This is a genomic window from Bradyrhizobium genomosp. I (2014), from assembly GCF_000261685.1.
Lineage (GTDB): Bacteria > Pseudomonadota > Alphaproteobacteria > Rhizobiales > Xanthobacteraceae > Bradyrhizobium.
This window is the reverse complement of the sequence record NZ_AJQE01000286.1, coordinates 51,517-75,755: the sequence shown is the minus strand read 5'-3', so window position 1 is coordinate 75,755 and position 24,239 is coordinate 51,517. Positions and strand designations below refer to the sequence as shown.

Below are 24,239 nucleotides of genomic sequence, written 5' to 3'. Positions count from 1 at the left end.
TGGCTCAATTGAGTCTGGACCCTAGTTTTTGGGAGCGTGAGTACGCCAGGAAGCTAGGAGTCGTGCTCGGACCGCTTTAGGATCGACGCGCCCATTGTCTTGCGGCTTTCGTCCCTCGCGGCATCCTTGAGCGCGTAATGATAGTTGATCGGCAAGATCGGATGGACCTCGGCCGACGAAATCGATCACACGATAGTCGCTGATCTCTTATCTAAACAGGTCCTGATATGGCAGTATGTAGGATCGTGACCAGATGGGACGGATGCTCTCTGCATTGCGCGAAGCTAAATCGGAGGCGCAAAGATCGAGCCGCGATAAGCCCTCATCAAGTGCGTTTGTAACAGCACATCTGCTACTCTGACATCAAGCGGCACAATCGGCCTATCCTAAAGGTAATATCAGGATCGGTGCCCGGGCCATCTCAGGAAATATCGAGGATCAAGACTCAAAAGTCAGTGCGAGAACGGGCACATCCGCGGAGATCCGGCGTTGGGTAAGCTCTAGAGATGCAATGAAGTCCGCCTCGAGGAGATACCTCATCGAAAGCGCTCCCGCGACGGTGCGCCAAGGAGCTCTGCGCGCCAAGGGATGTCTGTCGAACAAGGCTCCGCTCGCAAATCTTCTTGCTCGGTAAGGCAGCTAGAAAATTGGCCGAGTCGGTCGATGGCCACAACGAGTTGCCGAAAGTCTTGCCGGCGTAATTCGCCAACGGATCAAGTCGTCAGACCGCGAACTTGAATCCACCGTCGCCTAGCCCGTTGGGGCATCAAGATTCATGGATGGTTCTTCATTCCACGATACGTCACACCGTGGATCGAAAAATAAGTAATTGCAGGTCAGTTCTTCACCGGGTTGTACGTCACGGGCTGTGAAAACTCGGCGGTCGTCTTGGTATGTGTTTGGGCGGCTGCTGTGGTTCATGAAGCGGGCATTGTCAGCATTGTACTCGATAACACCATCGTAAGCCTTGTAGTCTCTTGGATAGGCATGCTTATCAAGTAGCGCTTGGAATGTTGGAGCTAGGGCTTCGTATTGTTCAGGCGTCACCGTGATGTCAACGATTGGGTTGTGAATCCAGATCAACGAACCTTTGGGCAAACGAGTCGCGGAGAAAAGTCCAATACCGCCAAACCTGTCTGGCTTCAAAATTGTGTCGACGATCAGCATTGAAGAAGTCTCCCGGAGTTACTACCCAGCAAACTAACTGACGTGAGCTGCGAAATCTGCTGCACGAATTGGTAGGCTCGTTTATCCGCGCCTCCATCACAATTTATGTCTTCTCCAGGCGTATTGGGCCGCCTGCTGCGGATCGCCTCCAGCGACAAGGCCGTGAGCTGGGAGGGCTGCAAGTCAGTCGCATTCCGAGCAAAGATCCGTGTCGATTATAGCGGCGAGCTCGTGTCGCACGATCATGACCTGTTACCAGCGCGACGGCGCGCTCGATGCTCTCGCGGCCCGGCAAGCCGCCGACAAGCCCTTCATCGCAGCTTCAAGAGCCGCCCGCGGGTGAATGCGTCAGTGCGTGCCCAGGCAACTGTGGATGTGGAGCAGATATTGCAGGCAAAGTGCGCGGGAGGCCGGCACTCGACTGCCGATTTCGCTGCACAACCGCCTCGAGGCAATCAACGTGATCACGCCGTAGTTAGCAAGAAAACGGAGGTAGAAGTTCGGCCCAACGAGGAGTTGCTAAGCGATGATGCTGGCAAGTCATCGACGCGAGCAGCGGACATCTGTGCTGCCCAGAACCGCGCCAACCTCGCAGGAGCAGCCGGAGCAAGCTATGGTCCAATAACAAGTCCAATTCCAGAACTATCTGGACGGGCTCCATGCGTTTGAGATGTCCCTCGGCGTCTACATTCGTGGGTGATGGATGAGCCGAAGGTCATCGGAGCCTCCGGGTCCGAAAAGGGCGGTGTAGCGCTCACCATGAATGTCGTATTGTTTTGTCGGATGCGCTTCGTCCGGCAGAAGGCCCCACTGGCCGAGTTTCGCCCGCATCGTGTCCGGCGCGGGTTGGGTGCCGTGCAAAAAAGTCTCGGGAACGGAGAATGATGCAGCGTAAATCTCGCGGGCCGCGGGGTACGTCCTCTGAGCCCTGGAGGACGCCGGAGCGGCTTGCTCAATCGACCGTCCAAAAAGCGATCGGGCGGTTCGATCCGTTGGCTGCAGGCTGGGCGGCAGAACGTTTTCCGGTCGAGATCCGAATTGAATGGTTGAGCCTGGCGGATTGAGTGGGGTGCTTCGCCTCATCGCCCCCGCAGGCACGAACAGCGCCGTGTAACGGTCATTGTGAACGATAAAACTGGTAGGTCGGCTGTCCTGGCTCGGCGGGACGTTGCTGCGCTCGTGCGCAGCGGACGCGTGCTGGTCGCCGTGCTGCGCGTTGAACGGACCAACGGCCGCTTCTGAGTCCAGGGCTTGGTGATGACCCTCGTTTGGTTCGAGAGATGACGATGGGCGAGCGTTATCCACCATGGCCCACAGCAGATCCTGATCGTAGACTTCCTCAGGAAGGACGAACCGGCTGCTGGCCAGAAGCGGTGCGCCGGCGTCTTCAATTAACTCGCGACCGGTTGAATTGCCGGGCTCGGTGCGCTGGCGCGCAGTGGCATTTTCTTCCGCCAGGCTTAGTGTCCTCTGCCTCTTCGTAGGTTGGCCGGTGTAATCCTCATCCACAACGACTTCGTGACCTGAGCTGGAAGCGACCGAGGCTAGCTCGTTTGCAGCCGGCCGGTAGGCGCCGCTCCAGCTGAAGTAACGAACGGCTTCTTCGGGATCCGGTGCCAGACCACCCGGGGCTGGCCGGTTGAGAGACGATGCTAGGATCGCTTCGCGTATCGGCTCTTGCCACGGATCCTGATCGTGACCTTGCGCAGTCAGTTCCTCCGGCCCACCCTGCGGCGCGCGATGCTGCGCAGCGGCGTCCTCGCGTCTGGTGACTGCGTGTTCGGGATGAGGACGGTCCGTGCTCTGGTGCTCAAGTCCCAATGCCTGGGCCAGTCTAAGGCCTTCTTCAGACAGATGAGGGTAGTAGGGATCATGAAAAACGGGATTCTCTGCGATTGTCGAGGTATCAAGCTGGGGCACTTCATCCAAGTAAGGCTCAAACTCCGCTTGCTGCTGTTGCGGTGCCGCGGCGTGGTCACGGTCGAGTGGGTTGATGCGGTTAAAAGGGTCCATGTCGACTCTCCGGTGGTTTGAGTCGGCTCGCAATGCCGATCCAATCGTGTCACTGTCTCACTCTATTAGGATCAGCTGTCGACAAGCTGACGTGCTTAGAGACTAACCGGAGTGCGATCTCAGCTCAGTCATTTCGCCGCAATCGCGACTGGTGACGAAGCCGAGCAGGCGGCATCGTTTTTGCCTGTTTGGGACGGGCTCAAATACTGTCGGCACTCTGACGCCGCGATGATCTCGGCAACTGATTGTGGCTCTTCGGTCATCCCAACGTCTCACGCTTGCTCAGCTTGCACAATCTAATACGGTTGGTGGCCGACAACGGTTCCTGGCTCGCATGTTCGTGTGCCGTACCGCGGCGGATGCTCTCGCTCGGATTGTGGTTCTCTGCTGGTGCTCGGCCGGCAAGACACAGAAAGCCAATAGGCTTTATATCGGCGATCCTTGTCCGGTAATCGCGGCCACGCACATATTTGGTGCGCTCGCAGTAAAGATGTCGAGTGCATGCTCCGCGACCGCGCCGGCTGGGCGCCGTTGAGACCCTCCATGGCCTTCTTCTTGCCGCTCAGAACCAGCTCGGGCTCTCTTTGATCGCCGGCGGACTTGTGCTGCGGCGCACGTATTTGCCCCGCGATCGATTGTTCAGGCCCCAAAAATCGCTAATAGCAAAAGATTCGCCGCATCCTTTCCAGCAGGGCCGATCGTGCCTCCTGAAATCGCGAGTCAACATACGGCCCGGCTAAGCAGGGGATCAAAGCTCCTGGTCGCCGCGCTCGGCTGGCAAAATCAAGTACGTGAAGCGGATCCAACCGGCGAGAGTCGCGCGCCCGGTCCTCACCTTGGGCCCGGCCGCCTCGATTGCGCCGATAGCTTTTGCGGTGTTGCGCGGCCATCCTTGGCCGCTTCATCTCGCCGGCGTCTCTGGAACGATTCCGTCGCGGCACCGGGCGAGCAGAACACGCGCTCTGTTGCGCAGAATTTGTAGCACGCATGATCAACCGCAGGCGGCTGAGCGAAGGGCAGGATGTTGATAGTCTCATTCTGGCCATATCGCCTCGTCGAGAAGTTCTCGCAAATTCACCATCCGCGTTGCTCCGCTGCTTCCCTAAGCGCGTCATCAGCCAGATTCCTGCATAGCTCCCGCTTTGTTCGTATTCACCCGGTCCCGTTCAAGACCTCGATGTGCAGAGCCCGACAGCACATTGCAATTGAATCGATCTGAGATCGCAAAGAGATGATTGTCTGAACCAAGCGCGCGAGTCCTGGCATGTCGATTGCTGGGAAGTGCTTGCTACACCATGCACTGAACTAGACGCAAAGGCCGAGTCAGATCCAACTTGCCGTCGAAACCAATTCTCTAGCTTAGAAGCGGCGCTGCTAACTGCCGCTCCGCCCAACGGAGCCAAGTCATGCTGAGCGACACATCCAAATTCTTCGCCTCCATTCGCATCAACAAGCAGGAAGCGCAGGAGGAGCGCCGGACCGCGGTGCGATGCGAATGGCCTGATTGCCAGAACAAGGCAACCCATCCCGCGCCAAAGGGCCGCCACAATGCGCGCGAATATTGGCACTTCTGCATCGAGCATGCTCGCGAATACAATCAGTCCTACAATTTCTTCTCCGGGATGGACGCCGAAGCGATCGCGCGCTACCAGAATGACGCGCTGACGGGCCATCGTCCAACTTGGAAAATCGGCGAGCCCATCAGCGCCCGCAAGATGACCGGCAGCCCGGCCCATTCCGAGGACGACTGCGATGCTTTTTGCATGCTCGCTGAGCTGAAGGGACGCGCCCGCGCGGAGGCCAGGCCTGAGACGCGCAAGCTTTTCAATGCCAAGCGGAAAGCGTTGCAGGTGATGGGCCTGAATGTCGATGCGACGCTCGGAGATATCAAGGCGAGGTACAGGGCGATGGTCAAGAGGCACCACCCCGATGCCAATGGCGGCGACCGCTCTACGGAGCAGCGCCTGGTCGAGATCATCAAGGCCTACCATTACCTGAAGACCGTGGTGCGGGAGAGCTAACCCGGACACGACTTGAACGGCTTCACCTCACCCGCCATTCCATAGCCCTTCATCGTGTGAAGGCTGCACCCGAGCTGGCGTGTAACCCGCTTCAGACCCTAGGCCCGAGAGGCGCAACATTTCCGCCACGCCACAAGGAGTTCTATCAACCTGCTCCCGGACCGATCAACAACGAGCCTTTGTTTCTTTCCTCGTTCATTCGCTCTCTCCTCGGGTTTGCAAGGAGGGGGCAAGTCTTCACGACGCCGATGGGAAGTTCGCAAAGGCGAGCCACAGCGAAAGTTCGAAAGTGCCGTCCTCGACTGCTCGAAAAGCAGAGCCACACTAAACTGCTGCTCCGCTGCCCGCAGGAAGGTTGGTACTGGACTTGCCTCGCGCGTTAAGATGGCACTCAGGGAGTGCCATTCGCGCCCCGTCAATGCAGGTGAGACGGCAGGCCTTTAATCACGCTCTTGATCTATATCAAATTCTGTGTCGCGCATGAGACGTTGTCGCATGTTCGACGTATGTCACATCCGCTCAACCAGAGGAGACCATCTTTCTGCGAGTGCCCCTATTATGGGGGCAAGTTCTCCGATCGGCGAGTGGTGCGAGAATTGCTGTGCGCATCGGTGGTTCTTGGAAAGTCCTGAGGATCGCATGCACGCTGTCGTCCTCGTCAAGCAGCCATTTGTTGATGTCCGCGGGTGGTGGCCCAAAATGCGCAAGCACCTGAGGGCGCTGGACCCGTCCGGGTGTGGTGTGCCGAGCTGCGAACAGTTCCATGCCGACCTCGCTCCTTTGCGGTGGCGCTCGAGATGCCGGCATGTTCTTACGAGAAGTGCTGACCGTGTCCGCCGCAATCGTTGCATGATTTGCCAGCCGTTCTTTCGAGAGACTGGGGCACTGGCACCTCGGAGAGCAGCCCGACCGGTCAGCAGCGAACAAAGTCAGCTTCGCTTTGGCTCGACCTGCCAGCGTGCGTCAAGTCGCTCCGATTATCTTCTCGGAGCGTGCTGGGACCGTGTGAAACAGTTCTGGGCCGAGCTTTCCTTTCGCGCGCGAGCTTTCAGCTGCAAGAAGCAAAGCCAACATCTGTGTAAGCAAACGGAAATAGAAAATGGATGACCAGTCGCACGGCAAAATGCCACTCGCTTCAAGCAGACGGGAAAGCCGCGGGCCCGACCTATTCAGCTTCATCGAGTGCGCTATACAGACAAGATCAATCGCAGCGCTGTTCGATCTTCTTGTGAATTTCGCGAGCAATGAAGGCTTTGATAAAGTCGCCTACGGAGCACTCTCCTGCTCCAATGAGCGTCGTTTGCCAGAGTATCTACCGCCCCCGCCAACTATAAACTTCCCGTCTGATTGGTGCCAACGCTATGCTGAACAAGAATATCAAGCGATCGACCCGGTGGTCCGGCGGACAGCAATGCTGCCAAGGCCCTTTCTTTGGGATGAACTAACCAGTCGATATGAACTACAGCCCCGTGAGCTGCGCGTCTTACGCGAGGCCAAAGAAGCAGGCCTTAAGCATGGCATGAGCGTGCCATTGTTTGGATCGCAAGGCCGATCGGCTTTCGTATCGTTTGCATCTCCTTTCGATGATGCCGATCCACAGGATCGCATGGCTCATCTCACGACATTGGCGTCGGCGTTTCACAACGCTGTCGCGCAGATTACACCGCCGCTTGATGAGAGTTGCGAGACAGACATTCCGCTAACACCGCGAGAAACAGAGTGCCTATACTGGGTCGCAGAGGGGAAGTCAGCCTGGGTAATCGGGCAACTTGTTAACGTCACTGATAATACCGTCAATTTCCACATGAAGAACGTCATCAGAAAGCTAGGGGCGGCAAACCGGACAAATGCTGTAGCCAAAGCAACCCGGCGCGGCATCATTTAGCTCCGTACGCCTTCAAAGGAACGATCAAGGACCCTGCGTCGGCGGGCTCTTCCTTTGCGATTCATCTGCTGCGGTCGGGATAGCCGATCTCTAGTGGATTCAACGATGTACTTCAACGGAATTGGCTCAAACCAGATGACGGGGCAAGCGCATCCGGCGCGCGTGTCCGGTGTTTATCAGTGGCTGGCGTGGACCTAGGGGCGTCGGCGCTTCATGCAAGTCTCGCTGCGTCAGACTCGCCTGAGGCTGGATTTCCTAGTTCGGACAATGCAGGTCCTAGGCGGTAAATCGCATGCTTTGTCATACCGACCACGCGATCCCGGCGCTATTGATATGAAGTTCCATCCGTTTCAGATCGAGGATGTCGATCTGTTTGCCAGGAATCGCGCTGTTATAGGTTTTTGCAAGTAAGTGTTGCTAAACAGGCTGCTCAACGCAATGAACGGGTTGAAGCAACAATGACAACATCTTCATTCTCGCCACCAACCGTCTCGAGGCTCTCGAGGCTGCGCCAGCCGGCCGTCCCGGCCATATCAATCAGGCAACTGAGGTGCCGCTGCTCGATGCGACCGCCCGCGAAAGCTGGTTCGTCCCTATGGCAGGGGCTTGCCGCTGGACGAAGCCGTGATCGCTGAAGCCAGGCCCTTCACCTGAGCGGCAGCGCGGCCCTTATCGAGAAGTTGATGCTTCGCGTTGTGCAATCGAGGCTTGCCAGCTGCGGCAATGTCGGCGCGATTTCCACTAACATGAAGCTACCTGCCCGTGCGCAGCGAGTTCAATCGCGATGCGCATTGCATTGTGGCTATGGTGCGCGCCCCACAACTAGGCGCGTCCCAAGTTACCTATCGAAGGATTTGTGGTGAGGGGTCTCCAGCCGTCGACCTTGCGCATGTTGATCTGGCCGGGGGTGAGCAGGCCAGGACGGCATTGCCGCGGCGGCCGCTGATGGCAAACGGTCTTGATCTTGATCCGTCGCTCGAACTCCTCACGCGGCCGCTCAATTGCGTCGGTAGCCGGAATAAGATGTCGCGGCGCCAACTTCCGCTGCGGTGTTCTACAGCGCGGTGTATGGTGCTACCATCGGCGCAGAGGCAGCGGGAGCGCGAATGGCAGGTACGACGACGCGGGCGATGAGCCGGGGTTCGGCTCGGGAGCTTGCCTCTGCGACCCGGTGAGTTGTACCAAGAGCGCGAATTCTTCTTGTCGTTTCGCCGCAGCTCAGATGCCACTGAGGCGAGTGATTGGGGGCGGCATCCCACCGAAGCTTCGGAGAGGTGTTGTTTGGGGAGGCGGCAGGCTTCACCGGCAGCACCGATATGGCGAGGAGTGGGCCAACGCGCTGGCAAGACCCCGCTGGCCAGCGATGAAATGTTGCTCGAGGTCGTAGGAACATCATGGCGGTCTCGCGCGTGCGGACGCCTCTCGCGGAGCGAGTATGTCGGCCGGCCGCTGCAAGCAAGGCGACTGGCGCAGGGCTCTCGACCAAACCGACAAGATCGTCCCGCTCAGCGGCCAAGCGGAGGAAACTAACTGTCCCAGATTTGATGCGTCAGAGGCCCCAGATTCGTCATCCCGAATACGTTGGAACTTTCGGCAGGATAAGCCGAAGAGCAGGCCAATATATGCCCGCTATTCGAACTTCTGCCGATTTGCGTCAGCAACCCGGACAAGAGACTCTTCTCGACGCACATGGGGCAGACGCTAGCGGCCAACAAGCGGCAGGCGTTGGGCAGCTGAATGGTGATCGCCTCGCAATCGCGTTTGACGCAATAGCGATCTTGCGGCCGGTTCAACCCGCTACCTCAACTATTTTCGACTGCCAGCCCTAGTGCCAATTCGTTTGGGCAACTTCCTTCCACGATCGGCTTCGAAGTTCGCGCTAATTCGAGCGTGCAGCAAGGCTCGACAGCGAGGGACTGTCTGAGTGGCGGCAGGCACTGATCCTGAGCCCCGCGCAGCTGTTGCCGGCGCTCCTGCGGGAGGGTGGAGGATCGCGGCTACGCGCAGAACTCACCGAAACTGCCGGGGACTGCAAGTCCTTGATAGGAGTATCGCCACGGGAAGCTGTCCTGTTTGTTGATGCCCTCGCGTCACAGTGCCGCATCCGAATTCCTAGTCCTCTCATCTCGCGCACAATGGGGATTGACGAGGGAGCTCCGACTGAGTGTCGGATTCCGTTGTTCGCTGCCTTCATCTCACCTCGCATCCGCTTTTGCGCGACATCAAAGCGCTTAGATCAGCTCCTGACTAGATGAGCAAAACGCAGACCAACTTCAGTAACGGTTCTTGCTTCATGGCGCTCACGCAAAGATTAGAGTTCCGGCAATCCCAGTCGCTGGTCATGTCGCCGCAGCTGATGCAGGCGATCAAGCTGCTGCAATTATCTAATCTCGACCTCATGACCTTCGTGGAGGAAGAGCTGGAGTGTAATCCGCTGCTCGAGCGTGCCAGTGACGATGCAGCTGGGGCCGAAGCCCCGACTGAGGTCGATCAGGTCAGCGGCGATCAGCTGGCCGAGGCCCAAGTGCGCGACGCCCGGGATGGCGCCATGACCACCTATACCGAATGGGGTGGCGGCGGCTCGGGTGACGAAGACTACAATCTCGAAGCGTTTGTCGCGTCCGAGACAACATTGTCCGACCACCTGGCCGAACAACTGTCGGTCGCATTCACCGCGCCGGCGCAGCGCATGATCGGGCAGTATCTGATCGATCTCGTCGACGAAGCCGGCTATCTGCCGCCGGATCTCGGCCAGGCCGCCGAGCGGCTCGGCGCAACGCAGGAGGATGTCGAGCACGTTCTTGCCGTCCTGCAGGAGTTCGATCCGCCCGGCGTCTGTGCGCGTAACTTGCGCGAGTGCCTGGCGATCCAGCTCCGCGAGCTCGATAGATACGATCCGGCGATGCAGGCCCTCGTCGAGCATCTCGATCTCCTCGCCAAGCGCGACATCGCGAGCTTGCGCAAGCTCTGCGGCGTCGACGACGAGGACATCGCCGACATGATCGACGAGCTCCGCCGGCTCAGTCCCAAGCCGGGCATGAAGTTCGGGTCGGCGCGGCTGCAGACGATGGTACCCGACGTCTATGTCCGTCCGGCTCCTGATGGCGGCTGGCATGTCGAGCTCAACAGCGACACCTTGCCGCGCGTGCTGGTCAACCAGACCTATTATTCCAAGCTGTCGAAGAAGATCGGCAAGGACGTCGATAAGTCCTACTTCAACGACGCGCTGCAGAACGCGACCTGGCTGGTGCGCGCGCTCGACCAGCGCGCCCGCACCATCCTGAAAGTTGCGACCGAGATCGTGCGTCAGCAGGACGGCTTCTTTACCCTTGGTGTTGCGCATTTGCGGCCGCTGAATCTAAAGGCCGTTGCCGAGGCCATCCAGATGCATGAATCCACGGTGTCGCGCGTCACCGCCAACAAATACATGGCAACAAATCGCGGCACATTCGAGTTGAAATATTTCTTCACGGCATCGATCCCTTCGGCGGATGGCGGTGAGGCGCATTCCGCTGAAGCGGTGCGTCACCGCATCAAGCAGCTGATCGAATCCGAAGAGCCGTCAGCGGTTCTGTCCGATGACGCGATCGTTGAGCGCCTGCGAGTCTCGGGCATTGATATTGCCCGCCGCACGGTCGCGAAGTACCGCGAAGCCATGCGCATTCGGTCCTCGGTGCAGCGCCGCCGCGACAATATGTGGTCAACGATGAACAGTAGAGCATCGGGCGGAACTGGCCTCGATAAATAAACCCCCAGCTGTCGATTTAATCCGGAAGCGTAGCTTTGGAGGTCTCTGAAAGCGGGCCTTTGGAGCGAGATTGTTGATGGTGATGGAAGGAAGCTTCTGGCGCGGCATTTGAGGAGAGGTAGTATAGGCCGACTGCCGTCTAAGAGGGGCGAGCGTTTTCAGAGGCTCCGTCGGCGCCAAGCTCTTATTCCTCCCAAGTCCTCGCCTTGGCTTATTGTCGGCCGATATACGGCCCCGATCGGTAGCAGCCGGCTGATCTCGCACGCCAATGATCGCCACCACCTCTTCCGCGATAACTTTCCGGTTCGTTGCTACGCTGCACAACAAGGTTGTAGGGCGAATTATTGGCTTAACCATAATAGCTCGGCGCTAAATGTTGTAAAAACTACACTTGGAGCGCCCAGATTTTGGAAAATGAACAGGTTTTCGAGTGCGCAACTGTAGCCGCGCCCAGCATCGCCAAGTGCGGTTGGGCGGGATCGTCAGGATTGCGCCAAGTCGGGGCTGCTTAGGACCGGCGAGCTCATGGCGGCTTCAAGACAATCGACGACGTCCCGGCAGGAGGGACACATGACCTGGCTGAGCAGGGACAATCTGCCGAATGGCACGTGTTCTGACGAGGCGCATTCGAACTCGGCGGAAGCTAGCGACGCCGGCACACAAGTCGGCGTCGAACGCCATCGCTCATAGAGTCTTGAGATATTCGACAAGCGCTCGCCGTTCGGCGTCGGTCAACTCTGGTCCGATGATGCCGGGCGGCAGTTTCCTTAAGTCGGTTTCCTTACCCTCGAAAGAATGTCCGCGATTGCTGTTCCCAAGCAGCGACACATCGAAGTTCGTCAGACCGGCCGCACAGCTTTCGGACGACTGTGCTTTCGTCGCGAGCCCGACGTTGACCGGGTCGAACGCACGGCTGCCTACGCAAAACGACATCGGCCGCTTGGCGTGCGGCACCAGCATGTCTCTCAGGGTCGGAACAGACCCGTTGTGCAGATAAGGAGCTGTTGCCCAAACACCGTCCAATGGTCGCGCCCGGTACTGAGTGAAAAGCTGTCCCAGCTATTTAGGTTCATCGAGGGTACGATCAAGCATGTCATGCCGACCATCGTTGCCGAGATCGCCTATCAAAGCCTTGGAAGCGAAAAGCTGGTTGATTTTATCGATGAGCAGATACGCAGCGAGAAGACATCTGCAATTCGCACGCTGCTCTGCTCTTTCATGTTGCTCGAGATCGACTCGTTCCCTAGCTATAACCAGGATAAGTGAGTTTTACGAATCGGAAGATACGCCACGGTGGGTGACAGCTCTCATAACCGAGCGCCTGTACAGCTATTATCGGCAACGACCTCTGGCGGGCGCAACACGCAAAAAATTTGAGGAACTTGTTGTGACGCTAGAAATGCGCTTGGCCGGTAAATCTCGTCCAAGAGTTCGAGGAAATTATTTATCCGCCTTGAAGAAGAAGGCATTCAAAGAACCAAAGTCCTAAACTCTTATTCTGGATGAAGCGCCTCCTACAGTCAAAGATCGAGCCATGTCGCTGGACTTGCGGCGCGGATGGGGCGGCGGACTCGATCATGGCCATGGATCGCCTCAAGGGTCGCGCATGGCAACCGAAAGGCTACCATACGCCGGCCAGCTGATCGTTAGGGTCGCGCCGGGCGGCGATCATGGTTCGATGAACGCCGCTGCGCGCGGATCACGCCCGGCCTGCCTTGACCAGATCGAACCACCGCTTCAGGTGCGGATGCGCGCACCAGTCGATCCGTCGTTGATCGACCGGGAGCGGTAGCCCGCGGGTCGCTTCGTCCGATGTCGATACGTTGCGCCACGCCTTCGATCTCGCCCAGGCCATCCTGGACAACAAGCATCTCGACGTGGACTATAAGACCTTCTCGCGACGGACGGTGAGGCACAGCAAGACGCTGGAACACGTTGAAGGCGTCGTGGTTCGGCTCCTGAGTGGCGTCCTCGAGTTTCCTCCGGGCGCGCGGCCCCGCGAGGCACTGCGGGCGATCGGGCTGGAACGCTTTGCCCCGCCGCTGCTGATCGCGGGTAAGATCGATCTTCTTGGGGCCGATCTCTCCGGAGCCACTCCGCTCATCTCGGGATCGCGCCTAAGGAGGCAGATCATGTCCGCTTCCGGGAGCCGCCGGCGTATGTTTTGACGATCGAAAACTTGGCAAGCTTCAACAGGCACGTCGCCGAGGCCGACGCCGCTCGACTGGGTGCTACGCTGTATGTTGGCGGGTATCCCTCGCTTGCCAGCCAACAGGCCCTGCGCACGATCTCGGCAATGGTGTCCGAACAAACCCCGATCTTTCACTGGTCGGATATCGATCCGGACGGCACCTGGATATTCCACACGATGGAGCGCGCCGTCGGACGACCGATCCTGCCGCATCTCGGGGCGGGCGCCGACCAAAAAGTCCGCACCCGCTCGTTGCCCACCAAACTCCGGCATCGCTTCACTGGCGGCATACTTGGCCAAAGATGGATCCAAGATCCTCGAGCAGGAGGAGCTTGATCCGATTCTTCCTACGCCCACGTAGGCGTTCGGACTGACGAGGGCGCCAGCTTGCGTAACGGGCACGCTTGGCCATTGACGTAAGCGGCTCGGTGACAAGCTGGAGCTCTTGCTGGCCGAGAGCTTGAGGGGGCGCATGAGACCGGCGCGTTGCGGACGCGCGATCTCAAGCAGCGACGGTGGAGACCACCGTTCAGCCCAAGACCATCACCTCCCGACCGATGCCAAGCTGGAATATGCGGCGATTAACCAATCGGCTGGCCCGCGAGTGCGGCCTTAAGTTGCGGCAATCTTATCTGCGCATCGGCTCAGGCGCCTCTCAGTCATCGAGCCGTGAATGGCCACATGAAGAGCGACGGGCATCTCGGTCGCTGCCATCTCAAAGGGCCGGGAGGGGGACGCCGCCAACATCGCCTTCACCGCCGTCGACCACAATCTCCGCCTCACCCTCAGCCTGGCTGAGGCTTTCGTTGGGCCTAATCCGCAACGCCTTGTTGCTGATGCTCGCGGTCGCGCTCGAGCTTCGTCCTGCAATATGGCGGGTTGAGAGACCAGATTGTTTGCGGATCGAGAAAGGTTGCGGCAATGCATCAAGCACTCGTCCCTCTTAAAAGCAGCACAATCAAGAACAAGATCGAGGCGTCCGTGCCGCAAGGTGAGATTAACAGAGGGATTCGAACGAGCTACTATGCATCAGCTCGGGCGGTTGGCCCGGCTCGGCCCTCGTTTGTAGGCTGGCTGCGCGGGGTCTGAACATGGGCCTGCATTGATCATCTCCCCATGGCTTTTGCAACGGCTGCTGTAACGCTGTTTTCTTGACTTACCCAAAAATACCCAACTTCGATCTGAATGGGTGCATAAGGGCGGAAAATCACGGCTAGCGTTACCAACACTCGCGGCCCTGGAAGACGACAGGCACGTGAACTTGAGGGCCGAAGAGCCCAGAGGAGGGACCAATGCCAAGGACGCTAGCCGCACCGCGCGGCCATTCTTACCATTTCGTCAAAGCCGCTCTGATTTGCTCAACTCTCTTGTCCGGTGCGGCCGCATCTTTCGGCCAGGCCAAAGCGGAGGATATCAACTGGCGCCAGTTCGAGGGCGCTTCGATCGTTTGGGCTTACGACATCCATCCATATGCTGACGCGGTTGCAGCACAGCTTCCTGAGTTCGAGAAGTTGACGGGCATCAAGGTGACGCCCGAGCTTTATCCGGACGATGCCTATTGGAATAAGCTGACCATCCAGCTGAGCACAAAATCGCCCTCGTGGGATGTCGTCGGCACAGGAATTCAACCGGCTTGGGATCTTGCGCCCGGTCAACTGCTTGAGCCGCTCGACCGCTATCTGAACGACCCTAAGCTCACATCGGCAAGCTATGACTACAAGGACTTCTTCCCCGCATTGCGTGACGCGCTGACTTGGCAAGTCAATGGCGGGCAGATCGAACCGGGCCGGGGTCAGGTGTGGGCCATCCCGCACGGGTTCGAAAACATCCAATTGTTCTACCGTAAGGACATTCTTGACAAACACGGTATCAAGGTTCCGACAACCCCGCCGGAAATGTCGGCGGCATGCGAAAAGCTAAAATCTGCCGATCCCGCGATCACGCCCCTGGGTGTGCGAGGAGTGCGCTTTTGGAGCAGCATCCACACGGCCGCGATCTCAATCGCCAAGTCCTATGGTGTACACGACTTCGTCGTCAAGGACGGCAAGTTGGAAACCGGTCTCAATTCTCCCGAGTCGATCGCCTTCCACAAAGACTACGTGGAGATGATCAAGAGGTGTGCTGCCCCATCCTTTGCCAACGACAACTGGTACCAAGTGGTCGATGGCATCAATTCGGGTCGGACAGCGATGGCGATCGATTCTAACATGTTCGGGTTCTGGAACGATGTTGCCGGCAAGCCCGCTTCGGGCAAGATTGCCTTCGCTCCGCCACTGCGAGCTCCGAACGGCAAGACTTTCGAATCGAACATCTGGATCTGGTCCCTGGCCATGAATGCTGCTTCCCAGAAAAAGGGAGCGGCCTGGCTCTTCATTCAGTGGGCGACGTCAAAGCAGGTCGAGCTGAACGGTGCCATCGCCGGCAAGCTCGTCAACTCGCCGCGCGCTTCGACCTGGAGCGACAAGGTTTGGCTCGACTATGCGGCTAAACCGGAATTCACAAATTTCGTGGATACCTTCAAGAGTGTTCAGGACCGGGCTGCGCTCGCCTTTACGCCGCGCGTAGGGTTTGCCGAGGCCATGAACGCCTGGGCAGTTGCCATGCAGAAGATGGTTAATGGTGCGGACGTGAAGGCGACATTGGCCGACCTCGCCTCCGAGATTCGCTCCTCCATGTAAGGCAACCGGGGAGCGGCATCACCGGATTGCCGCCTCCACTACCCCCGCGTATCTTTCGAGAAGTGAGCGATGAACCTTCGAGGCATCGACGCAACCGTGATGCTACAATCATCGGTAGGCCAACTGGCACCGCCCAAAAAAGAGCAGGTGCAAAGCGCCGGGCAGCATGCTCTTGACTGGTGGAGCCTTGCTGCGATTGCTCCCGCGATCATCATACTGCTCGGATTTCTTTTTCTGTTTTTCTATGGCGTCTTCCAATCGCTGACCGATCTCAAGTTTGGCCGTCCCCTGGTTCGTTTCATTGGGGTCACCAACTATGAAGTGGCAATCAAGACTCAAGATTTCTGGAACAGCATGCGGGCGACCACGGTGTATGCCTGCTCCGCGGTCCTCGCGGAAGCGTTCTCTGGGCTTGCGCTCGCCAAATTGTTCGCAAGCCGCGTGTTTCTTGCACAATTGATGCGGCCTGTCATTCTCCTTCCGTTGGTATTGCCGCCCATGAGCGTCGCCCTGATGTGGACCACAATGATGGATCCACAAAACGGGATTCTGAACTATTTGCTTTCGCTCGTCGGGATCGGCCGCTTCGCCTGGATTTCGGACGCCGGTACGGCGATGTTCTCGCTAGTTCTCATCGACATATGGACTTACACACCATTTTTTGCGCTCATCATCTTCGCCGGTTTGCAGGGCATTAACGAGGAGATCAGAGAAGCCGCGCGGATCAATGGCGCTAAGGGTTGGGCGACGTTCCTCCATATTGAGCTTCCACTTATTGCACCGTATATCCTGATCGCCGCAGTCTTTCGGCTGATCGAGTCGCTCAATCAGTTCGATATCATCTTCGGAACAACCCAGGGCGGTCCAGGTGACAGTACCTCCGTGCTCTCGGTTCGCGCCTACATCACAGCCTTTCAAAACCTCGCCTTCGGGCGTGGTGCCGCGCTCATGGTTGTCAACTGGTTGATCGTGCTTCTCGGGACCTTGGCCATGGTAAAATTGTGGCGGTTGGTTCGGCAGCGCGTAAGCTAGAGGAGGCTGGCAATGCGCTTCAAACGCTTAACGCCCGCAAGCTTGTTCCTTAATGGACTGGTTGTTGTCTGTACGCTCATCCTGACATTTCCCCTGGTCTGGATCGTGATGATGTCGCTGAAGCAGCAGGCCGAGGTCATGACCTTGCCGCCGCGCTTTGTCTTCACTCCAACATTTGAAAACTTCCGCGTTTTGTTCGATGCCGCCCAGGCCGGGGCGACAAGCTACGGCACCATCAAGGTTGATTTCCTGACGCCGGTCGCCAATAGCGTCGTGATATCGCTTGGCGCGGTGCTCGTATCGCTGATCGCCGGCGTACCCGCAGGTTACGTCTTGGCAAGACGTGATATCCCTAGGAAGGAGGACATCGCGTTCTTCATTCTGGGCTTCCGCTTCGCGCCGGCACTCCTTGTCGTTATACCGCTGTTCAGCGTGTTCCAAACAGTTGGCCTTTATGACACTTATCTCGGCATGATCTGGGTTTATCAGGTCGTCACGCTGCCAATGATCATCTGGCTAAGCCGATCATATATCGAGGACATCCCAAAGGACATTGAGGAGGCGGCGGCCATGGATGGTGCAAAGCCGTTCCGTGTAGTCTGGCACATCGTTCTTCCGCTTCTAAAGCCCGGCCTAATCGGCGCTTCATTGCTCATTTTCTTGCTTGCCTGGCACAATTTCGCTCTCGGCCTGATCCTCAGTTCGACGAAAGCACCGGTCACCGTGGCCCTGCTCAAGCTGCTTAATCCAGGCGTTCAGTTCTATCCGGTCATGGCTGCGGGTTTGGTGGTGACCATGATTGTGCCGATCGTCCTGATTATCCTTGGCCAGCGTCATCTCGAACGTGGCCTTACCTTCGGGGCCGTGAAATGAGCCCCAGACCATTGATGTTCTTCGGAACGACCAATCTTGACCTCTGCTTCAACGTCGAGCGGCTTCCAACGCCGGGTGAAAGCCTGATGGGAAGCTTAAAGCAGAATGCGGGAGGCAAGGGCGCAAATCAGGCGGTCGCCGCCGCTCGATTGGGGCTTCGGCCGAGCTTCTACACCCGGCTTGGCGATGATGACGCTGGCCGATCGTTGCTGCAAGCGCTGCGTGAGGCAGGTGTCCGCCTTGATGCCATTGAGGTATGCCCGGGGGAGATATCCGGTTCTGCTCTTGTCCTCGTCGGCGACGACGGCTCCAACATGATTGTCATAGACCCGGGAGCCAATGCAAATGTCACTCCGAGCATGGTCGAGAAGGCGGCCGAATTCATTGAGCGGGACGCAATCGTCGTTGCCGAAATGGGCATGCCGGTCCCCGCGCTCAATCACCTTTTTGCATTGAAGAGCGTCAAGGAATTCGATCTTATTTTCAATCCGGCCCCCGTGAGGGCGGGCCTGTCGCCCGCGGCGTGGAGGAGTGTCGATTTCGTCACACCAAACCAGACGGAAGCTTTCGAGCTCACCGGTGTCGAGGTGCATGACTTCGACGGCGCCGCTCATGCGGCTGGAAAGCTTCTCGATCTCGGGCCGAAGGCAGCGCTGATCACGCTAGGTGCGCAGGGAGCCTACTACGCCGATGCCAGCGCGACTTTCGCGCTCCGCGCATTTCCTGTGAAGGTCGTTGATACGACCGCGGCGGGGGATGCCTTTAATGGAGCTTTCGCAGCCTCTCTTGCTCATCGGTTGCCGATACGAGAAGCGATCAAAAAGGCGCTCGCGGTTGCCGCCTTATGTGTGACGCGACGCGGCGCCCAAAGATCGATGCCTAGCAGTTGGGCCGTCGACGAATTTCTGAATTCTCAATCGATCTTGGAGTTGGAATGACCGAACAGTTCTCAGTTGCAGACAGGACCGTGCTTGTGACCGGTGCAGGTGGAGGCATTGGCTCAGCCATAGCTAATGCTTTCCGTCAAGGCGGTGCGAACGTCCTGGCAACCGACGCGAATTTGGAAAACCTGCGAGTCATTCTGACTCGTTTGCCGCACGGCAATGGCATCCTGCCGATGAGCATGGATGTGTCACGAGAAGATGATGTCGGCAGGGTGCTTGATGAGATCGCCAAGCGCTTCGGCAGGCTCGATGTCCTGATCAACAACGCCGGAATAAAATCGGCTCAGGCGCTTCTGACCGGAAATGCCGATCGAATCGAAAAAACCATCCAGATCAATTCCGTCGCAGTGCTTCGTTGCGCGAAGCTGGCGATCGAGCGCTTCATGAAGAGCAAAGGCGGCCGCATCGTCAATGTCGGGTCCTCGTTGTCATCTCAAGGTGCTGTTTTCAACTACCAGGCTGGCGGCGCCGACTATTGCTTGTCAAAAGCCATCGTGCACGATGTGACAAAGCTGCTCGCTTATGAATGTGCTCCGTTCAAGATCAACGTCAACGCGATTGCTCCCGGGATTATCGATACACCCTTGCACGGGCGTCCGCGGGAGGAAACCGAAGCGCGCCATAGTGGCCGAATTCCGCTGGGCCGGGTCGGACTGCCGGAAGATATCGCAGGGCTTGCGGTGTTCCTGGCCAGCCCCGCAGCTTCCTACATGACCGGGCAGATTGTCCATGTGAATGGTGGGATGCTGATGAATGGTTAGCCTCAGCTCTAAGATCAACTGGCCGCCGATAGAAGGGATTATCTCCGATCTGGATGGCGTCGTTTATCGTGGCGGCACCGCAATAGCGGATGCCATAGAGGCGTTTACGAGATGGCAGAAAGCAGGCGTGCCATTCTGCTTTGCGACGAACAATTCAACGCATACCCCGGAGGACGTCGTCGGCAGGCTGAGAGGATCTGGTCTTTCGATCGCACCGTCTCAGGTCGTTACAAGCGCTATCACCGCCGCAGAACTCGTTCGAACCAATTATCCGCACCTAACGCGAATCTATGTCATCGGAGCTTCCTCGCTTGTGACGGCCATGCGAGATGTTGGGCTGGAGGTCACGGACCGAGCGCCCGAAGCTGTCGTGATGGGGCTTGACCGGGACATCACGCATGAGAAGCTGCGAATTGCGGTTGAGTCGATCCTCAATGGAGCTGTGTTCATAGGAACCAATCCCGATCTTCTGCTGCCGACGGCCAGCGGGTTCGAACCTGGCGCTGGTGCGACCATTGCAGCTGTGGCCGCTGCTACGCAAGTGCGGCCTTCGATCGTTGGAAAGCCGCAAGTGCCGATGATCGAGACAGCGCTCTCACGCCTCGGTACGAAGCGCGGGTCGACCATCATGATCGGAGATCAAGTTCCTACGGATATTCAAGCCGGAAAGAGGGCGGGTCTTGCCACGGTGCTTGTTACAACCGGCGTGCCAACGCGTCAGGATCCGTCCTTGATGGCTCCCGACTTCATCGTATCGAGCTTGCGCGAGATTGAGGTAAGTGCTGCTCGCGCGGCTCAACCGCGACAGAGGAGGGCATAATGGCCGACGTTCGCCTGGAGGGCCTCAAGAAGACTTTTGGGACAATCGAGATCCTGAGTAATATCGACCTGACTATCGATCACGGCGAATTTGTCATCTTTGTTGGTCCGTCCGGGTCGGGCAAATCCACGCTTCTGCGCATGATTGGCGGGCTCGAGCCCATCAGCGGTGGGCGGCTCCTCATCGACAATGAGCTCGTCAACGACATCGATGCGGCCGATCGCAACCTCGGCATGGTCTTTCAAAGCTACGCTCTCTATCCGCATATGACGGTGAAAGAGAACCTGGCCTTTCCCCTGCGCATGGCCAAAGCCGGGAAAGCCGCGATCGCCGCCAAGATAGCCAAAACAGCATCGCTATTGCAGATCGACCATCTATTGGAGCGCAAGCCTCGACAACTTTCAGGAGGGCAACGCCAGCGCGTCGCAATCGGGCGCGCCATCATGCGAGAACCAAAAGTTTTCCTGTTCGATGAGCCGCTCTCCAACCTGGACACCGATTTGCGCGTGCAGATGCGGGTTCAGATCGCCAAGCTCCACAAGCAGCTCGGAAATACCATGATCTACGTGACGCATGACCAGGTGGAGGCGATGACCTTGGCTGACAAGATCGTGGTGCTCAAGGACGGCAACATCGAACAGGTCGGCAGCCCGCACGATCTGTATCACAATCCCGCTTCGCGCTTTGTTGCAGGATTCATCGGCTCGCCCAAGATGAACTTCCTGGGCGGCAAGGTCGAAGCAGCTCATGAACATGGCATGGATGTCCGGTTGGACGCCGGGCCCACGATCTCCGTTCCGGTCCAGCCGGACCAGATGCTGGTTGGCAAGCCGGTCACTGTTGGAATTCGCCCGGACGACTTCTCCTCGTCAATGCCCGGGCAGCAGGAGATCTCGATTGAACTTGGGGTCGATTTCGTCGAGCATCTCGGCAGCGTCACGTACATCTACGGTAATGCCGGAAACGAAGCTCTCGTCGCCAGGGCGCCACAATCCGGTTGGCCCAAAGGCGCCTCCAAGTTCACCCTCACCGCCGCTCCAGCCGATTGCCACTTGTTCATGGGCAATGGAAAGGCGGTATGGCGGTTGCACGCACCTGCGAGTTGGAGCTAGTCTTCACGTAGAGCCGTGCGATGATGCGCGGCTCAGGATCGACAGGCGGACGGCTGAGGTGAAGGGAGCCGGTATCAGGCAGTTCTTCCGCAATTCCCGTTCGTTTGTCCTTGGTGCGGGGATCGGGTCGGGCATGACCGCCAGAGCCGCCGAGCGGGCGGGGGCCGATTTCGTGCTCGCGCTCAATGCGGGCCGTTTTCGTGCCATGGGTGGGGCCTCGCCTGCCTCGATCCTCCCAATCCGCAATAGTAACGAATTCGTGGCAAGCTTCGGACGGACCGAAATTCTGCCCAGCACGAAACTGCCGGTCTTCTTCGGCACCTGTACATTCGACCCCGAGCTCGATGTTGATCGTTGGCTCGATCGGATCATCAAATGGGGATTTGGCGGCGTGACCAACTTCCCATCGGTCATACACATCGACGATGAGCGCAGGTCATTGCTCGAGAAGTGTGGTCTTGGTTACTCCCGGGAAATCGAGCTCCTCGTGAAAGCTGCAAAACGCGGCCTGATGACAATTGCCTATACGCGCAGTCAATCCGAGGCGCGTCGAATGGTCGAAGCGGGCGCCGAGGCCATTTGCATCAACTTCAATCTAAACCGCGCGGTTGAAAGCGGAGCCGATCCGTCGGTCAGCCTGTCTGAACTTGCAGCGCGTACGAGCGCCGTTGCGCGCGTTGCTCAATCCGTCAACAAGAGCACCATCTGCCTGCTTGGGGGCGGCCCCATTACGAAGCCGGACGAACTCCTCGACATCTGCCGCGAGACCGGAATCCAAGGTTTCATCGGAGGCTCTTCGCTGGACCGCGTGCCTCTGGAGATGTCGGTCCTCGAGGTGACGTCGGGCTTCAAGACCATCCACCTGTTGCGCGAGAAGGTGGATCTGCTCGAACGGCAGCTGCAGTTGAGTGGTTTCAGGCACGGCGTGATCGCACAGTCCTCGGCAATGAAGCGCATCCTTGAGATCACCAGACGCGTTGCGGCGACCCCCCGCCCGGTCCTCATCTGGGGGGAGGCCGGCTCTGGCAAGCGTAGAATAGCAACCCTGGTTCACGCGTTTAGCGACCGCAGGCACGCCAAAACGGCGTTGTTTCATTGCCGCCCCGGTCCGGCGATGGATATACTTGGCCCGTTGTTCGGCGCCGAGCGTCTTGAGAGCGGCAGACGCCAATTGTCACTCCTGGAGGCGTCGAGTGACGGTGCCGTCGTGCTATTGCATGTCGACCAACTTTCGCGCGATGGACAGGAGCGCCTTGCCGATTACCTCGAGACAGGCGGATTTACCCCTCTGAACGGGGTAACTGTCATGCGTTCCAACGCCCGGATCATTGCCACCGCGACCGTGGCCCGAGGCGCTGGTCTTGAAACGGTTCTGTGCGCGCGGCTTCTCGACCTTTTTACCGGGCTGGATGTCCAATTGCCTTCGCTACCCGACAGGCTTGAAGATCTGCCGCAACTCGTTCAACACTTCACCGTCGAAGCCAAAGGAGATTCCAGCGCCCAGACGCTCACGATAGAAAACTCTGCATTCCTTGCGCTCGCGGGGCACGATTGGCCAGGCAATTTGCGCGAGTTGCGGCAGGTCGTGAACCAGCTCGTGACCTTGCCATCAAGTCACATCACCGGTGAGGTGCTAAAGCCGTTGTTGGAGCCACCTTTTGGCGCACGGCCCGCGGCCTCGCTGTCCGAGCGAGACTGGATCATCGAGGGCTTGAAGAGAAACCGGCTTCACCGCGGCAAGACTGCTCGCTCTCTCGGGCTTTCGCGCAAAACCCTCTACAATAAAATCAAGAAACTGCGGATCCTCGAATAAGGCCTCATGCCCGTCGTAGCGGCTGCTTGGCCGTGGCGGCCTGCTCCAGGGAGAACCTCGGTACCGACGACGATCCATGAGAGCCAAGGCTTACGAGCCCGATATCCGATCCAATCGGCAGCGCAAGCGCCTCGGGTCGCAGATAGACGGCCCCATCCAGCTGCGAACCAAGCCGTTGCTCCGCTGCTGTCATCTTTGCCTCGTCCGCCGCGATAAACAGGACTTTGAACCCGCGCCTTGCAAACCACTCCATACGGCGAAGCTCGAGCTCCTGACCGCGATCGAGCGGCACTCCTGCCGATGTCCGTTCAATCATGCAGGCTGGCGGAAAATTCGTCACTCCGGTCATCTTTGCATCCTGTAACAGATCTCCGAGATCTTCCCAGCAGGCAAAGGGATCGATCATGACGACGGCCGCATAGCAGCAAGGGGGCGCCTTGGGGCTCGCGTGCAAGTCCCGCACGAGGCAGTCGTTCCAGTCGATGACAGGAAGTGTAGCCATGACGAGCATGGCATTCTGCGGAAGAGTCCGCAGTGACGGCGCATAGATCGTTATCTGATCACCGCGAGGCGAGGGGAGACTTGCGGCAAGGCGACCAAAGACATTGGCTCTCACGGTTCTACCCAATCCTACCCATTTGAACCTTTCGCCGATCTTACACGCCATTCCATCGAGGTCTAGACCACCACTCGTCGATCTTTGGGGGAGCAATGTCATGTCTTTCTTCGGCGGGGGAGCCGGGCTCGGCTGGATGCGATGAACGCTAACGCCGTCATAGCCGTTCTTGCTTGAGTAGCCTCTCCGCGCCTTGCTGTGAGCCGGATACGATTTGCCGATGCTGCCCGAGTTCGGCTCGTTCTGAAAAAGGGCCCGTGAAGCGTCTCGGGTAGAAAATTCCGGGCGAGCTATCGCTGCGTCCTACGGATCCGCTAGCAGACCGGCTCGTCTGCTTCCTCCCTGACTCGCGCCGCTGCTGGAAGATTCCGGCAGCGGCATCTTTTTGTCTCGGAGCGCGCCGACGATGCGGGCGGCCCAAACCACAAAGCTCCGCCAGCTGACGCTCGCCTCCTTGCAAAGGGGAGAGGCGGCTTCCCTCGTTACGGTGGCGCTCAGGATGAAGCGGCTGCTGCTATGGCCGCTTGGAGCTACCCAACTTTACCCAATCGCGCTCGTATCCGGG

General features: G+C 58.3%; 19 protein-coding genes and 1 pseudogene. 15 read left to right on the top strand and 5 right to left on the bottom strand.

Annotated elements, in window-relative coordinates:
- Positions 1-750 precede the first annotated feature (750 nt).
- The gene (locus IC50_RS26395) at positions 751-1,167 is read right to left on the bottom strand and encodes an SET domain-containing protein (protein WP_011084680.1); all 417 of its coding nucleotides are present in this window, start codon (positions 1,165-1,167) and stop codon (positions 751-753) included.
- 684 nt (positions 1,168-1,851) lie between these two features.
- Positions 1,852-3,180, bottom strand: coding sequence for a hypothetical protein (locus tag IC50_RS26385; RefSeq protein WP_011084682.1), 1,329 nt, complete (start codon positions 3,178-3,180; stop codon positions 1,852-1,854).
- 1,406 nt (positions 3,181-4,586) lie between these two features.
- Between IC50_RS26385 and IC50_RS26380 the strand changes: the two genes are divergently transcribed.
- The 3 genes from IC50_RS26380 (at position 4,587) to rpoN (ending at position 10,834) form a co-directional block, all read left to right on the top strand.
- Positions 4,587-5,201, top strand: a complete 615-nt coding sequence (locus IC50_RS26380) for a J domain-containing protein (RefSeq protein ID WP_011084684.1) — start codon at positions 4,587-4,589, stop codon at positions 5,199-5,201.
- Positions 5,202-6,300: 1,099 nt separating this feature from the next.
- Entirely contained in the window at positions 6,301-7,086 is a 786-nt protein-coding gene (locus tag IC50_RS26375; RefSeq protein WP_018645272.1) for a helix-turn-helix transcriptional regulator, read from the top strand.
- A gap of 2,293 nt (positions 7,087-9,379) precedes the next feature.
- Complete coding sequence (gene rpoN / locus IC50_RS26360; RefSeq protein WP_011084688.1) at positions 9,380-10,834, top strand: RNA polymerase factor sigma-54; 1,455 nt, start codon at positions 9,380-9,382, stop codon at positions 10,832-10,834.
- A gap of 684 nt (positions 10,835-11,518) precedes the next feature.
- On the opposite strand, the gene IC50_RS26355 is transcribed toward rpoN, so the two are convergent.
- Positions 11,519-11,893 (bottom strand): di-heme-cytochrome C peroxidase, encoded by a 375-nt coding sequence (locus IC50_RS26355; protein ID WP_269465757.1) that lies wholly within the window; start codon positions 11,891-11,893, stop codon positions 11,519-11,521.
- 36 nt (positions 11,894-11,929) lie between these two features.
- Here IC50_RS26355 and IC50_RS42610 point away from each other — a divergent pair, with 36 nt between their 5' ends.
- The 4 genes and pseudogenes from IC50_RS42610 to IC50_RS42075 form a co-directional block, all read left to right on the top strand.
- Positions 11,930-12,100 (top strand): hypothetical protein, encoded by a 171-nt coding sequence (locus IC50_RS42610; RefSeq protein ID WP_014497906.1) that lies wholly within the window; start codon positions 11,930-11,932, stop codon positions 12,098-12,100.
- Positions 12,101-12,657: 557 nt separating this feature from the next.
- The gene (locus IC50_RS43315) at positions 12,658-13,002 is read left to right on the top strand and encodes a hypothetical protein (RefSeq protein ID WP_085973967.1); all 345 of its coding nucleotides are present in this window, start codon (positions 12,658-12,660) and stop codon (positions 13,000-13,002) included.
- Positions 12,999-13,361, top strand: coding sequence for a Wadjet anti-phage system protein JetD domain-containing protein (locus IC50_RS43310; protein WP_026312353.1), 363 nt, complete (start codon positions 12,999-13,001; stop codon positions 13,359-13,361). Before IC50_RS43315 ends, IC50_RS43310 begins: the two co-directional genes overlap by 4 nt.
- Before the next feature lie 79 nt (positions 13,362-13,440).
- Positions 13,441-13,696: pseudogene (locus tag IC50_RS42075) on the top strand (IS5/IS1182 family transposase); the annotation flags it as partial.
- A gap of 44 nt (positions 13,697-13,740) precedes the next feature.
- Here the strand turns inward: IC50_RS42075 and IC50_RS42070 are convergent.
- Positions 13,741-13,959, bottom strand: coding sequence for a hypothetical protein (locus IC50_RS42070; RefSeq protein ID WP_161966258.1), 219 nt, complete (start codon positions 13,957-13,959; stop codon positions 13,741-13,743).
- 358 nt (positions 13,960-14,317) lie between these two features.
- Between IC50_RS42070 and IC50_RS26335 the strand changes: the two genes are divergently transcribed.
- The 8 genes from IC50_RS26335 to IC50_RS26300 all read left to right on the top strand — a co-directional run bounded on the left by IC50_RS26335 (position 14,318) and on the right by IC50_RS26300 (position 23,058).
- Positions 14,318-15,703, top strand: a complete 1,386-nt coding sequence (locus IC50_RS26335; RefSeq protein WP_011084694.1) for an ABC transporter substrate-binding protein — start codon at positions 14,318-14,320, stop codon at positions 15,701-15,703.
- A gap of 69 nt (positions 15,704-15,772) precedes the next feature.
- Positions 15,773-16,735, top strand: a complete 963-nt coding sequence (locus IC50_RS26330) for a carbohydrate ABC transporter permease (RefSeq protein WP_011084695.1) — start codon at positions 15,773-15,775, stop codon at positions 16,733-16,735.
- A 12-nt stretch (positions 16,736-16,747) separates the two neighbouring features.
- Entirely contained in the window at positions 16,748-17,608 is an 861-nt protein-coding gene (locus tag IC50_RS26325; protein WP_011084696.1) for a carbohydrate ABC transporter permease, read from the top strand.
- Between the two features lie 14 nt (positions 17,609-17,622).
- Positions 17,623-18,546 carry a ribokinase gene (locus tag IC50_RS26320; protein ID WP_020607991.1) on the top strand — a complete coding sequence of 308 codons (924 nt, stop codon included), beginning with the start codon at positions 17,623-17,625 and terminating at the stop codon, positions 18,544-18,546.
- Positions 18,543-19,313, top strand: coding sequence for an SDR family NAD(P)-dependent oxidoreductase (locus IC50_RS26315; protein WP_011084698.1), 771 nt, complete (start codon positions 18,543-18,545; stop codon positions 19,311-19,313). Before IC50_RS26320 ends, IC50_RS26315 begins: the two co-directional genes overlap by 4 nt.
- Complete coding sequence (locus tag IC50_RS26310; RefSeq protein ID WP_011084699.1) at positions 19,306-20,133, top strand: HAD-IIA family hydrolase; 828 nt, start codon at positions 19,306-19,308, stop codon at positions 20,131-20,133. Before IC50_RS26315 ends, IC50_RS26310 begins: the two co-directional genes overlap by 8 nt.
- Entirely contained in the window at positions 20,133-21,245 is a 1,113-nt protein-coding gene (locus IC50_RS26305) for an ABC transporter ATP-binding protein (RefSeq protein WP_011084700.1), read from the top strand. The genes IC50_RS26310 and IC50_RS26305 overlap by 1 nt, the downstream gene beginning before the upstream one ends.
- On the top strand, positions 21,199-23,058 hold the full coding sequence (locus IC50_RS26300; protein WP_028144081.1) for a sigma-54-dependent Fis family transcriptional regulator: 1,860 nt from the start codon (positions 21,199-21,201) through the stop codon (positions 23,056-23,058). The genes IC50_RS26305 and IC50_RS26300 overlap by 47 nt, the downstream gene beginning before the upstream one ends.
- A 4-nt stretch (positions 23,059-23,062) precedes the next feature.
- Here the strand turns inward: IC50_RS26300 and IC50_RS26295 are convergent, their stop codons facing one another.
- Positions 23,063-23,569, bottom strand: coding sequence for a hypothetical protein (locus IC50_RS26295; protein WP_018645264.1), 507 nt, complete (start codon positions 23,567-23,569; stop codon positions 23,063-23,065).
- Between the last annotated feature and the right edge of the window lie 670 nt (positions 23,570-24,239).

Excerpts from the sequence above, each read along its gene's own strand:
- IC50_RS26395 (WP_011084680.1), bottom strand. The coding sequence starts at position 1,167 with ATGCTGATCGTCGACACAATTTTGAAGCCAGACAGGTTTGGCGGTATT.
- IC50_RS26385 (WP_011084682.1), bottom strand. The coding sequence starts at position 3,180 with ATGGACCCTTTTAACCGCATCAACCCACTCGACCGTGACCACGCCGCG.
- IC50_RS26380 (WP_011084684.1), top strand. The coding sequence starts at position 4,587 with ATGCTGAGCGACACATCCAAATTCTTCGCCTCCATTCGCATCAACAAG.
- IC50_RS26375 (WP_018645272.1), top strand. The coding sequence starts at position 6,301 with ATGGATGACCAGTCGCACGGCAAAATGCCACTCGCTTCAAGCAGACGG.
- rpoN (WP_011084688.1), top strand. The coding sequence starts at position 9,380 with ATGGCGCTCACGCAAAGATTAGAGTTCCGGCAATCCCAGTCGCTGGTC.
- IC50_RS42610 (WP_014497906.1), top strand. The coding sequence starts at position 11,930 with ATGCCGACCATCGTTGCCGAGATCGCCTATCAAAGCCTTGGAAGCGAA.
- IC50_RS26335 (WP_011084694.1), top strand. The coding sequence starts at position 14,318 with ATGCCAAGGACGCTAGCCGCACCGCGCGGCCATTCTTACCATTTCGTC.
- IC50_RS26330 (WP_011084695.1), top strand. The coding sequence starts at position 15,773 with ATGAACCTTCGAGGCATCGACGCAACCGTGATGCTACAATCATCGGTA.
- IC50_RS26325 (WP_011084696.1), top strand. The coding sequence starts at position 16,748 with ATGCGCTTCAAACGCTTAACGCCCGCAAGCTTGTTCCTTAATGGACTG.
- IC50_RS26320 (WP_020607991.1), top strand. The coding sequence starts at position 17,623 with ATGTTCTTCGGAACGACCAATCTTGACCTCTGCTTCAACGTCGAGCGG.
- IC50_RS26315 (WP_011084698.1), top strand. The coding sequence starts at position 18,543 with ATGACCGAACAGTTCTCAGTTGCAGACAGGACCGTGCTTGTGACCGGT.
- IC50_RS26310 (WP_011084699.1), top strand. The coding sequence starts at position 19,306 with ATGGTTAGCCTCAGCTCTAAGATCAACTGGCCGCCGATAGAAGGGATT.
- IC50_RS26305 (WP_011084700.1), top strand. The coding sequence starts at position 20,133 with ATGGCCGACGTTCGCCTGGAGGGCCTCAAGAAGACTTTTGGGACAATC.
- IC50_RS26300 (WP_028144081.1), top strand. The coding sequence starts at position 21,199 with ATGGAAAGGCGGTATGGCGGTTGCACGCACCTGCGAGTTGGAGCTAGT.
- IC50_RS26295 (WP_018645264.1), bottom strand. The coding sequence starts at position 23,569 with ATGCTCGTCATGGCTACACTTCCTGTCATCGACTGGAACGACTGCCTC.